Here is an 11,591-nt window from a genome sequence, read left to right as displayed (position 1 = left end):
CGTCTAGCGTGAGGGGATGATCACACGCGAGCTCGCCGTCACGCTGCGAGATGCCGGACTCGTCTGGCACCCGGCCGAGGGCGACCGCTTCCAGCTCGACCTGTCGGACGACGTGGAGCTCGAAGCGGAAGCCGACGTCTTCACGGTGAGCGAGATGACGATCGAGGCCCGACGCACACCGACAGGCACCGATCTGGCGTTCAACGGCACCACGGAATGGGCGCTCGATGCCGTGACCCTCGCCGAGGCGGTGTGGCTGCCGAGGGAGGATCAGCTGCGCGAACTCCTGCGCGGAACGTTCCGCGCTCTGATGCGCCTCGACGACACGTTCCGCGTCGACGTCGACATCGCCGGCGACCTCCTCTCGTTCGAGCACCCCGACCCCTCCGAGGCGTACGGCCGCGCACTGCTCGAGCTGATCTCCCGCTCGCGCTGAGCGTCCGTCTTGAATCCGCTCATCCCGTGTGTCAGAATTACCTAACGATCGGTCAGTAAAGAAGACCGGATGCCGAGGAGTCGAAGATGACCAGTCCTGCAGACCTGTCCCTGGTGGGCGAGATCTCCGACGAGGAGCGCCTGTTCGACGAGCTCATCGCGAACGAGCAGCGCATCGAGCCTCGCGACTGGATGCCCGATGCCTACCGCAAGACCCTGATCAGACAGATCTCCCAGCATGCGCACTCCGAGATCATCGGGATGCAGCCGGAGGGGAACTGGATCACGCGCGCACCGAGCCTCAAGCGCAAGGCGATCCTCATGGCGAAGGTGCAGGACGAGGCGGGCCACGGGCTCTACCTCTACTCCGCCGCGCAGACCCTGGGCGCGACCCGCGACGAGATGATGGACCAGCTCATCAGCGGCACGGCCAAGTACTCGTCGATCTTCAACTACCCCACCCCGACCTGGGCCGACATGGGGGCCATCGGGTGGCTCGTCGACGGTGCGGCGATCTGCAACCAGGTGCCGCTGTGCCGTGCGTCGTACGGACCCTACGGCCGGGCCATGGTCCGCGTCTGCAAGGAGGAGTCTTTCCATCAGCGGCAGGGCTTCGAGATCCTCCTCACGCTCATGCGCGGAACAGAGGAGCAGCGGCGGATGGCGCAGGACGCGGTGAACCGCTGGTACTGGCCGAGCCTGGCGATGTTCGGACCGCCCGACGACCAGTCACCCAACTCGGCGCAGTCGATGAAGTGGAAGATCAAGCGGTTCTCGAACGACGAGCTGCGTCAGCGCTTCGTGGGGATGCTGGTGCCCCAGGCCGAGATCCTCGGCGTCACGCTTCCCGACCCCGACCTGCGCTTCGATGAGACGACCGGGGAGTACGCGATCGGAGAGATCGACTGGGACGAGTTCTTCGAGGTGCTGCGCGGCAACGGACCCTGCAACGCCGAGCGCCTGGAGCGCCGCCGCACGGCGCACGAGGAAGGCGCATGGGTGCGCGAGGCCGCAGCCGAGTACGCCCGCAAACAGGCGTTGAAGGCGAAGGCGGTGGCGTGATGACGACGCCGGGAGCAGACGAGCGCGAGCCGTGGCCGCTGTGGGAGGTGTTCGTCCGTGCGAACCGCGGGCTGAGCCACGTGCATGTGGGTTCCCTGCACGCCCCCGATGCCGAGATGGCGATCCGCAACGCCCGTGACCTCTACACCCGTCGCGGTGAGGGCGTCTCGATCTGGGTCGCTCCGGCCGAGGCGATCACCACGAGCGACCCCGACGCCAAGGGCGCGTACTTCGAGAGCCCCGCAGGCAAGAACTACCGGCACGCGGTGTACTACACGGCCTCCGAGGGAGTGCCGCACCTGTGAGCGCCGCGCCTGACGACCTCGACGTCCACGGCGACGTCTCCGTCGACGAGCTCCGCCTCTCGCAGGAGCTGTCGGGAACCGGGGCGGTCGCCGCGTCGGCCGACGTCGCCGAGTACGCCATGCGGCTCGGCGACGATGCGCTGATCCTCTCGCAACAGCTGGGTGCGTGGATCTCCCGTGCTCCCGAGCTGGAGGAGGATGTGGCGCTGGGCAACATCGCCCTCGACCTCCTCGGTCACGCCAGGTCTTTCCTGCACTATGCCGGCTCGTACGACGGCCGCAGCGAAGACGAGCTCGCGTTCTTCCGCGACGAGCCCGAGTTCCGCTGCGCATGGATCGTGCAGCAGCCCAACGGCGACTTCGCCCAGACGATCGCCCGGCAGTTCGTGGTCGCCACGTACATGTTCGAGCTCTACGCCGCGCTGCGCGCGAGCAGCGACGCGACCTTCGCGGCGATCGCCGAGAAGTCGCTCAAGGAGGTCGACTACCACCGCGACCACGCCGTGCAGTGGGTGCTGCGCCTCGCCGGCGGCACCGAGGAGTCCCGCACGCGGATGATCCGCGCGATCGGCGACGTCTGGCCGTACGTCGACGAGCTGTTCCGCGACGACGACCTGATCGACCGCCTCGGCGATGCGGCCGTGCGCCCGTCGACCCTCCGCGTCGGATTCGACCGGGTGGTCGAGACGGTCTTCGCCGAAGCCGAGGTGGTGACGCCCGCCGTCGCCGCTTCGTCCGCCGGTGGTCGACGGGGCGCGCACGCCACGCCGCTCGGGCACATCCTCGCCGAGATGCAGGTGCTCGCACGACGGCATCCGGGGGCATCATGGTGACCCGCACTCCCACCCAGGACGCGTGGGCCATCGCCGCCGCTGTTCCCGACCCCGAGGTGCCGGTGCTCACGATCGAAGACCTCGGCGTGCTGCGTGCCGTCGAGGTCGAAGGCTCCCGCGTGCGTGTCGACATCACACCGACATACAGCGGCTGCCCTGCCATGGACACCATCCGCGACGACGTGCTCCTCGCCCTGACCGCTGCGGGCTACGACGAGGTGGAGGTCCGCCTCGTCCTCTCCCCCGCGTGGACCACGGACTGGATGACGGAGGCGGGCAAGAGCAAGCTCGCGGAGTACGGCATCGCGCCTCCCTCCGGCCGTGCCGCGTTGTCGAGCGGTCCGATCCGGCTGACGCTGAGCGTGCGCTGCCCGCGCTGCGGGTCGCTCGACACCCGCGAGGTCTCGCACTTCGGTTCCACCTCGTGCAAAGCCCTGTTCGAGTGCCGCGCCTGCCTCGAGCCCTTCGACCACTTCAAGGTGCATTGACATGTCGCTCTTCACCTCCGCCCCGGCACCGACGCCGCGCACGACGCCCGCGTGCGACGGCGCCCCGCGCACGCGCGCGCTTCCACACGCTCACGGTCGAAGACGTGCGCCCGCTCACCGACGATGCGGTCGAGGTGACCTTCACGGTGCCCGCGGCCCTCGCCGACGACTACGACCATCTCCCGGGGCAGTATGTCGCGCTGCGCACCACGCTCGACGGTGTGGAGGTGCGGCGCTCGTACTCGTTGTGCCGCGCACCGGAGCACAGGGACGACGGGCAGGACACGAGACTGAGCGTCGCGGTGAAGCGCGACGAGGGCGGACTGTTCTCGACCTGGGCGCAGACCGGACTCCACCCGGGATTCGAGATCGACGTCATGAGCCCGCAGGGCACCTTCACCTCGGGGCTCGACGACCTCGATCACCGGCACGTGGTCGGCATCGCCGCGGGGTCGGGCATCACGCCGCTGATGGCGCTCGCGCACACCGTCCTTACCCGGTCGGACACCTCCCGATTCACGCTGCTGTACACCAACCGCGCGACGCTCGACGTGATGTTCCTCGAAGACCTCGCCGACCTCAAGGACCGCTACCCCACCAGGCTCGTGCTGCACCATGTGCTGTCCCGCGAGCAGCGGACCGCGCCGGTGCTCTCCGGTCGTATCGACGAGGAGAAGCTCCGCACGATCCTCGACGCCCTCATCCCGCCGACGACCGTCGACGAGTGGTTCCTGTGCGGGCCGCTCGCCCTGGTCGACCTGTGCCGCGAGGTCCTGGCGGACCAGGGCGTCGACCGCTCGCACATCCGCTTCGAGCTGTTCACGACCGGCGACGAACCGGCACGCGCGGCCAGACCGGTGCAGGTGCGGGCGGGCGAGAAGACCGTGCGCATCGAGGTCACCCTCGACGGCGTCTCCTCGACCGTGGAGAGTCCGGTCGACGCCCACGAGTCGGTGCTCAACGCAGCGCTCCGCGTGCGGCCTGACGCTCCGTTCGCATGTGCCGGAGGGGTGTGCGGCACCTGTCGAGCACGCGTGCTGGAGGGCAGCGTGATCATGACGGAGAACTACGCCCTGGAGCCGGATGAGCTCGAGCGCGGGTTCGTGCTCACCTGCCAGTCCCACCCGACGAGCGACCGTGTGGTCGTGGATTACGACGTCTGATCAGGAGCCCCGATGATCGATCTCACCATCGCCGACGACGTGGCGACGATCGTGCTGAACGCGCCGGCGAAGCTGAACGCACTGGACGAGCAGGCGCTGGGCGAGCTGGATGCGGCCTACGAGGCTGCGGAGGCGGCGGGCGTGCGGGCCCTCGTGCTCCGCGGCGAAGGACGCGCGTTCTGCGCCGGGCGCGACATCTCGGGCGTCGATCCCCGGGACGACGACGTGCTCGGCTACCTGGGCGGCATCGTGACCCCGTTGCTGCAGCGCATGGCGCGGTTCCCCGCGCCGACGTTCGCCGCCGCCCACGGAGCATGCCTGGGCGTCGGCCTCGGGCTGCTGATCGCGACCGACGTGGTCTACGTCGCCGAGTCCGCGAAGATCGGCTCCCCGTTCGCCGCGCTGGGAGCGACACTCGACTCCGGCGGGCACGCCCTCTTCCTCGATCGACTCGGCGCCCACAAGACGCTCGACCTGATCTACACGGGCCGGCTCATGAGCGGCACGGAGGCCGTCGCGTCCGGCTTGTTCTCCCGGGTCTTCCCGGACGACGAGGTGACACAGGCGACGACGGACGCCGCCACCACGGCCGCCCGCGGGGCCACGGCGGCGTTCCTCGCCAGCAAGGACCTGATCGCACGGATCCGCGATGAGCGGCTCACGCTGTGGGACGCGGTCGGCATCGAGAACACGGCGCAAGCCGCCCTGTGCGACACCGACGACTACCGCGAAGGGTTCGCCGCGTTCCAGGAGAAGCGCAAGCCGCAGTTCCGCGGGCGCTGAGCACGCCCTCCGCCGCTGCCGCCCCGCCCGTCGCGTCGGCCGCATCAGGCGAACACGCCGCATCAGGCAGTTCTCCCGAGAACCGGCCTGATCCGGCGCGTCTGCCTGCGCCCGGTGCGATGCGGATGTCGGACCTCGATGCGAGAATGCCCAGATGATGCTCGCAGAGCTCGTCACCACCGCCGACCGCGTCGGGGCCACCTCGTCGCGGCTCGCCAAGATCGATGCCATCGCCGACCTGCTCGCACGCGCCGATCCGACCGAACTGCCCGCCGTGACGGGTCTCCTGCTCGCGGCGCCCCGCCAGGGACGATTGGGCGTCGGATGGCGCGGACTCTCGACCATCGAGATCGCGCACGCCGACGAGTCCGCGCTGACCGTCGGCGACGTCGACACGTCGCTCGACGCCCTCGCTGCCGCATCCGGCACGGGCTCCGCAGCGGCGCGCACCGGGATCCTCGCCGACCTCGCGTCTCGGGCGACGGCGACGGAGTGGGACTTCCTGGTGCGCGCGATGCTCGGCGAGCTGCGCACCGGCGCCCTGTCCGGCGTGCTCCTCGATGCCATCGCCCGCGCAGCGGAACGCCCACCCGCCGTCGTCCGTCGCGCCGCGATGCTCTCGGGCGACCTCGGCGAGACCGCCCGCATCGCTCTGACCGAACCCCTCGGTGTGCTCGAGGCGGTCGGGCTGCAGGTCGGTCGCCCGGTCCTGCCCATGCTCGCGGCGACGGCGGCGAGTCCCTCGGCGGCGCTCGAGGTCACGGGCGAAGCCTCGGTCGAGTACAAGCTCGACGGCGCCCGCATCCAGGTGCACCGCCGTGGCGACGAGGTCGGCGTCTACACCCGGAGTCTGGCCGACATCACTCACCGTGTGCCCGAGATCGTCGAGATCGTGCGCTCCCTGCCGGCACACGACCTCATCCTCGACGGCGAGACGCTGTCGCTCGATGAGGACGGAGGGCCGCGCCCGTTCCAGGAGACCATGTCGAGGTTCGGCGCCGAGGTGTCACGTGAGCTCGTGCTGCGGCCCTGGTTCTTCGACGTGCTGCACGTCGACGGGCGGGATCTGCTCGACGAGCCTCTCGTCACACGCCTGTCAGAGCTCGAACGCGTGGCCGGAGACTGGCGGATGCCCGGCGTCGTGACCGACGATCCCGCTGCCGCCGAGCAGCTGTCGCTCGACGCCCTCGCCGCGGGGCACGAGGGGGTCGTGGTCAAGGCGATCGACGCGCCCTATGCCGCCGGCCGCCGCGGCTCCTCCTGGATCAAGGTCAAGCCCGTCCTGACGTTCGACCTCGTGGTCCTGGGGGCGGAGTGGGGATCGGGCCGACGCCGAGGCTGGCTGTCGAACCTGCACCTGGGAGCGCGCGATCCCGAAGGCGAGTTCGCCGACCCCGGTGGCTTCGTCATGGTCGGCAAGACCTTCAAGGGTCTCACCGACGAGCTGCTGCGCTGGCAGACGGAGCACTTCCCCGAGCATGAGACGCACCGCACGGCATCCACGGTGTTCCTGCGCCCGGAGATCGTGGTCGAGATCGCGATCGACGGGGTACAGCGCTCTCCGCGATATCCAGGCGGCATCGCCCTGCGCTTCGCCAGGGTGAAGGGCTACCGGGACGACAAGTCACCGGCGGAGGCGGACACGATCCAGTCGCTGCGATCGCTGCTGCGAGGCTGACCGCTCCCGACGTCAGGCGGAAGGGGCGAGCCCCTGGTCCTCTTCGCGCACCGTGCCGCGGAACGACCACGGGAAGTCGATCCAGAGGTCGGTGTCCTTCCAGGCGTAGTCGGGCTGGATGATCGTCGAAGGCTTGGTGAAGATCGTCACCGAGCGCACGTCGGCACCCTTGTCCTTCAGCAGCTGCACGGCGAGGGCGAGCGTGCGCCCGGAGTCGGCGACATCGTCGACGAGCAGGACGCGACGGCCATCCAGGTACGCCATGTCGAGTTCGGGGGGAAGCACCTCGGGTGCATCCAGGACCGTGCCGATGCCGGTGTAGAACTCGACGTTGATCGCCCCGCAGTTCTTGGCGCCGAGACCGTACGCGATCGCTCCGGCCGGCAGCAGACCGCCGCGGGCGATGGCGACGACCACCTCCGGCATGAAGCCGCTGTCGAGGATGCTCCGCGCCAGCTCGCGCGTCGCCGCTCCGAATCCGTCCCAGGTGAGCGTCTCCCGCTCGATCGCTGCATCAGTCATCGGCCCATTCTCGCGTATCCGAGGCGCGCGACCCGTCGGTAGACTGAACGGGTCCGGCCCGGCCGGTGCCTGAAAAAGAGGCACGAAGCACTCCGTGAAGACGCGGAGGCGAGACACATACGGATCCCGCAGTTCCTCCGTCCCTGTCTCGAAAGGCCTCCGCATGCCCACCGTCTCCGCGCACGTCGCTCTCACCCTCGCCCAGCACATCGACGCCGTCTTCGGGGTGATGGGCAACGGCAACGCCTACTTCCTCGACGCCCTCGAGACGCAGACCGACGCCGTGTTCACCGCCGTCCGACACGAACAGGGCGCCGTGGTCGCCGCGGATGCGCACTTCCGCGCTTCCGGACGGATCGCCGCCGGCACGTCCACGTACGGCGCCGGGTTCACGAACACCCTGACCGCTCTCGCCGAAGCCGTGCAGGCGCACGTCCCGCTCGTGCTCGTGGTCGGCGACGAGCCCACCTCGGGCCCGCGCCCGTGGGACGTCGACCAGATCGCGCTCGCCTCCGCCGTCGGCGCACGCACGTACACGGTCGGACGCGCGGATGCCGCAGCGACCACGGTCATCGCGATCGAGCACGCCCTCACCTATCGCGTCCCGGTCGTCCTGGCCATCCGTATGACGTCGCCGCGCTCGAGGCCGGCGAGGTGCCGGAGGCCCCGTCCCCTCGCATCCCCGCACCGCTCGCGCCGCGAGGTGAATTCGCCGAAGGGATGCTCGACGAGATCGCCGAGGCCCTGCGTGGCGCACGCCGCCCGTTCCTGCTGGCCGGCCGGGGCGCATGGCTGTCCGGCGCGAGCACCGCGCTCGGCGAGCTCGCCGCGGCGACGGGGGCGCTCACCGCCTCGTCCGCCCTCGGCCGCGGTGTCTTCCCCGAGTCCCGGTACGACCTCGGGGTGACGGGAGGGTTCGGCGCAGACGGGGCCATGGACCTCGTCCGCACGGCCGACGTCGCGGTGGTCTTCGGCGCCTCGCTCAACCAGTTCACGATGCGCTTCGGCGAGCTGTTCGCTCCGGGGACCCGGGTGTTCCAGATCGACACGGCTCCGGCGGCGACGCACGCCCACGTCGGCGGGTTCGTGCGCGCCGATGCGCGGCTGGCCGCCGAGGCCCTCGTCCGCCGTCTCGGCCCGGTCACGACGACGACCTCGTGGCGCGAGTCGGTCGACGTGACCGCGGCACGTGCCTACGAGCCCGGAGACGAGCGCGCTGCAGACGGGCGCCTCGACCCGCGGTCGGCGGCGCGCCGCATCGCCGAACTCCTGCCGGAAGACCGCGTCGTGGTGTCAGACGGCGGGCACTTCATCGGCTGGGCGAACATGTACTGGCCCGTCGCCGCTCCCGATCGCATGATGATGGTCGGCACCGCGTTCCAGTCGATCGGTCAGGGGTGGCCGAGCGTCGTCGGGGCCGCCCTCGCGCGGCGGGAGTCCACCATCGTGCTGACCTCGGGCGACGGCGGCGGACTGATGGCGATCGCCGACCTCGAATCCGCCGTCCGCGCGGCCGGCGGTCGGGGCATGGCGGTCGTGTGGAACGACGCGGCATACGGCGCCGAGGTCAATCTCTATGGCCTCAAGGGCCTGGCAGAGGGGCCGATGCGCATCCCGGAGGTCGACTTCGCGGCATTCGGTGCGGCCGTGGGCGCGGAGGGCGTCGCGGTGCGCACCCTCGCCGACCTCGACCGGCTCGCGACCTGGACGGCGGAGGACCCCGCGTCCCGCCGATTCCTGCTCCTCGACCTCCGCATCTCGGGCGATGTCATCGCTCCGTACCAGCAGGAGATCATCCGCGTGAACTCCTGAGGGGCATCTGACCCAGGCTCTCTCGCTGCGCCCGCTCACGGCTGGCACGCGCTCTACGCCGAGCGCTACCCGCACGCCGGGGGCGACCGGCACTACGCGGGATGGCTCGAGAACGCCTCGGGCTTCAAGATCGAGGTCGTCGCCGACTACTAGGCGCCGTAGTCAGGCAACTGCTGCAGTGTCCAGGAGTTGCCGTCGGGGTCGTCGAACGAGACGAAGCGCCCCCACGCCAGCTCCTCGACGCCCCGCGCCCCGACGCCGAGCCCCTGGAGATGGGCCAGAGCCTCGTCGGCGTCCGGCACGACCACCTGGATCGTGTTCTGCTTTCCCGGCTCGAGGTCGATGCCCAATCCGGTGCCGAACGCAATCGAGCATGCCGACCCCGGGGGTGTCATCTGCACGAACCGCAGCCCTTCGACGGGCGTCTGATCCCAGTCCGGGGTGAAACCGATCTTCTCGTAGAACTCCTTCGACCGGTCGACATCGGTGACCGGGACGAAGATGAGCTCGATCTTCCAGTCCATCGCGCACTCCTCCTGTCGGGCGCCGTCGCCCGTCGGAGCCCACGGTACGCGCGGCCTCCGACACCGCACCAGACTCCGCGCGGGACGACCGGGCGCCACCGCCCGGCCGCCGTGTCAGATCCAGCCCTTGTCGAGCGCGATCCGCACGGCCTGCGCCCGGTTCGCCGCGCCGGTCTTCCCGATAGCCGCGGAGAGGTGGTTCCGCACGGTCCCCGCCGACAGGAACACCTCCGCCGCGATGGCCGCAGCCGAGCGTCCGTCGGCGGCCAGGCGCAGGACCTGGCGCTCCCGATCGCTCAGCGGGTTCGCGCCGTCGAACAGGCTGTCGGCCGCGAGCGCCGGATCCAGCACCCGCAAACCGGAATGCACCCGGCGAACCGCCTCGGCCAATTGCTCCGCGGGGGTGTCCTTCACGATGAACCCGCTGGCTCCGGCGTCCAGAGCCGAACGCAGGTAGCCCGGACGCGCGAACGTCGTCACGACGAGGATGCGCGTCTCCGGACTCACCTCGCGGATGCGGCGCGTCGCCTCGACGCCGTCCATGCCCGGCATCTGGACGTCCATCAGGCACACATCCGGCCGCAGCTCCTCCGCGAGTCGCAGCGCCTCCGCACCGTCGGATGCCATACCGATCACGGCGAGGTCAGGCTCCAGATCGAGCAGCGCGCCCAGCGCACCGCGCACCAGCGCCTGGTCGTCCGCGATCAGCAGCCGGATGCCGCCGGCCTCCCCCGCGGCCGTCACCACGTCACCTCCACCCTGGTGCCCGACCCCTCGGATTCCCGCGCCGCGGTGATCAGGAAACCCGCACCCGCCTCCGCCGCGCGTTCGCGCATGCCGCGGATGCCGTTGCCCGCGCCGTCACCTGCGCCCTCCGCCATGCCGATCCCGTCGTCTTCGACCACCAGCCGACCCGGCGCCAGCAGCACCCGCACGGTGTGCGCCTCGGAATGGCGCAGCGTGTTGGTCGTCGCCTCGCGCAGGATCCAGCTCGCGGTGATCGCCTGCACCGGCGACAGAGTCGCGGGCTCCCCGTCGACGCGCAGGTCGATATCGGCCGCACGGAGCGAGTCCCGCGACGACGCGAGCTGTTCGACGAGCGTCGTCGCCCGCGCGCCAGCCACCGACGACCGCACCCCGGCGATCGCCTCGGCGGTCAGCCGCTCGATGTCGGCGAGTTCGGCCTTGGCCCGCCCCGGATCGGAATCCATGAGGCGGCGCACGAGCTGCGCCTTGAGCCCGACGACGGTCAGCGAGTGGCCGATCAGGTCGTGCACGTCGCGGGCGACAGCTTCGCGCCCCTCACTCGTCGCCAGCTCGAGCCCGAGCTGTTCGGCCTCGGCGGAGCGGATGATGAGCCAGGTCGACACCGTGTTGACCACGCCGAGCAGCCCGATGATAGCCAGCACCGACAGGTAGCTGAGTCCTCCGGGGAGGAGGAAGACGCACAGCGCCGCGATCGCCACGGATGCGATCGTCGTGATCCAGTGCCAGACGCGCGTCAGGCCGTACGAGGCGAACGACATGATGAACGGCAGGAAGCTGAGCGCGGATCCGCCCTCGGCCGGCACGGAGACGACCGCGCATGCGATGAGCGCCGCGAACGTGATCCACTGGCGGGTCGACGGCGGTCGTCCGAGTCCCCCGCCGCCGCGCATGCCGTGCATGAAGCCGGTGACGTAGAGCACGACGAACAGCACGAGGGCCGTCCAGCCGACGACCACCCAGGCGACCGACGCCTCGGAGCGGAGCAGCGCGAGAACCGGGTACACGAGGAAGACCAGCCAGATCACGGCCATGAGCCAGCCGAACCGCGCCCAGGGGTTCTTCCCCACCGGTCCACGCGCAGCCCGCGCTCCTGGAGCCGCCCAGGCCGCCGGGGGCGCGCCGAGCGCGGCGAGATCGGCGGCGTCGCGCGAAAGCCGAGCGCGCCCCTGACCGTCCGGGGTGGAATGCTGCGTCATCCGTCCAACCTACTGTCGTCGT

Annotated in this window: 12 protein-coding genes and 1 pseudogene; 9 read left to right on the top strand and 4 right to left on the bottom strand. The window is 70.4% G+C overall.

The window, feature by feature from the left end:
• Positions 1-16 precede the first annotated feature (16 nt).
• The 8 genes from K1X59_RS06195 to K1X59_RS06160 all read left to right on the top strand — a co-directional run bounded on the left by K1X59_RS06195 (position 17) and on the right by K1X59_RS06160 (position 6,747).
• Complete coding sequence (locus K1X59_RS06195; RefSeq protein WP_183152187.1) at positions 17-436, top strand: pilus assembly protein CpaE; 420 nt, start codon at positions 17-19, stop codon at positions 434-436.
• An 86-nt stretch (positions 437-522) separates the two neighbouring features.
• On the top strand, positions 523-1,497 hold the full coding sequence (gene paaA / locus K1X59_RS06190) for a 1,2-phenylacetyl-CoA epoxidase subunit PaaA (RefSeq protein WP_183152186.1): 975 nt from the start codon (positions 523-525) through the stop codon (positions 1,495-1,497).
• On the top strand, positions 1,497-1,802 hold the full coding sequence (gene paaB / locus K1X59_RS06185; RefSeq protein WP_183152185.1) for a 1,2-phenylacetyl-CoA epoxidase subunit PaaB: 306 nt from the start codon (positions 1,497-1,499) through the stop codon (positions 1,800-1,802). Before paaA ends, paaB begins: the two co-directional genes overlap by 1 nt.
• Entirely contained in the window at positions 1,799-2,635 is an 837-nt protein-coding gene (gene paaC, locus K1X59_RS06180) for a 1,2-phenylacetyl-CoA epoxidase subunit PaaC (RefSeq protein ID WP_183152184.1), read from the top strand. Before paaB ends, paaC begins: the two co-directional genes overlap by 4 nt.
• On the top strand, positions 2,629-3,123 hold the full coding sequence (paaD, locus tag K1X59_RS06175) for a 1,2-phenylacetyl-CoA epoxidase subunit PaaD (RefSeq protein ID WP_220174042.1): 495 nt from the start codon (positions 2,629-2,631) through the stop codon (positions 3,121-3,123). Before paaC ends, paaD begins: the two co-directional genes overlap by 7 nt.
• On the top strand, positions 3,120-4,286 hold the full coding sequence (gene paaE / locus K1X59_RS06170; RefSeq protein WP_220174041.1) for a 1,2-phenylacetyl-CoA epoxidase subunit PaaE: 1,167 nt from the start codon (positions 3,120-3,122) through the stop codon (positions 4,284-4,286). The genes paaD and paaE overlap by 4 nt, the downstream gene beginning before the upstream one ends.
• A gap of 12 nt (positions 4,287-4,298) precedes the next feature.
• Positions 4,299-5,069, top strand: a complete 771-nt coding sequence (locus tag K1X59_RS06165) for an enoyl-CoA hydratase/isomerase family protein (RefSeq protein WP_220174040.1) — start codon at positions 4,299-4,301, stop codon at positions 5,067-5,069.
• 154 nt (positions 5,070-5,223) lie between these two features.
• Entirely contained in the window at positions 5,224-6,747 is a 1,524-nt protein-coding gene (locus K1X59_RS06160; RefSeq protein WP_220174039.1) for an ATP-dependent DNA ligase, read from the top strand.
• Positions 6,748-6,759: 12 nt separating this feature from the next.
• Here the strand turns inward: K1X59_RS06160 and K1X59_RS06155 are convergent, their stop codons facing one another.
• Positions 6,760-7,269: a phosphoribosyltransferase gene (locus K1X59_RS06155; protein WP_183152182.1), complete on the bottom strand. Its 510-nt coding sequence runs from the start codon at positions 7,267-7,269 to the stop codon at positions 6,760-6,762.
• 163 nt (positions 7,270-7,432) lie between these two features.
• Here K1X59_RS06155 and K1X59_RS06150 point away from each other — a divergent pair.
• A pseudogene (locus K1X59_RS06150) lies at positions 7,433-9,081 on the top strand (thiamine pyrophosphate-binding protein).
• Between the two features lie 149 nt (positions 9,082-9,230).
• Here K1X59_RS06150 and K1X59_RS06145 read toward each other — a convergent pair.
• From K1X59_RS06145 to K1X59_RS06135, 3 genes are all read right to left on the bottom strand, one after another.
• Complete coding sequence (locus K1X59_RS06145; RefSeq protein ID WP_183152180.1) at positions 9,231-9,605, bottom strand: VOC family protein; 375 nt, start codon at positions 9,603-9,605, stop codon at positions 9,231-9,233.
• 114 nt (positions 9,606-9,719) lie between these two features.
• Entirely contained in the window at positions 9,720-10,349 is a 630-nt protein-coding gene (locus K1X59_RS06140) for a response regulator transcription factor (protein ID WP_183152766.1), read from the bottom strand.
• Positions 10,346-11,569, bottom strand: a complete 1,224-nt coding sequence (locus K1X59_RS06135) for a sensor histidine kinase (protein WP_220174038.1) — start codon at positions 11,567-11,569, stop codon at positions 10,346-10,348. Before K1X59_RS06135 ends, K1X59_RS06140 begins: the two co-directional genes overlap by 4 nt.
• Between the last annotated feature and the right edge of the window lie 22 nt (positions 11,570-11,591).

It is taken from the genome of Microbacterium sp. Se5.02b (assembly GCF_019464375.1).
GTDB lineage: Bacteria > Actinomycetota > Actinomycetes > Actinomycetales > Microbacteriaceae > Microbacterium.
The sequence above is the reverse complement of the archived record's forward strand: the minus strand, read 5'-3'. Positions and strand labels throughout refer to the sequence as shown.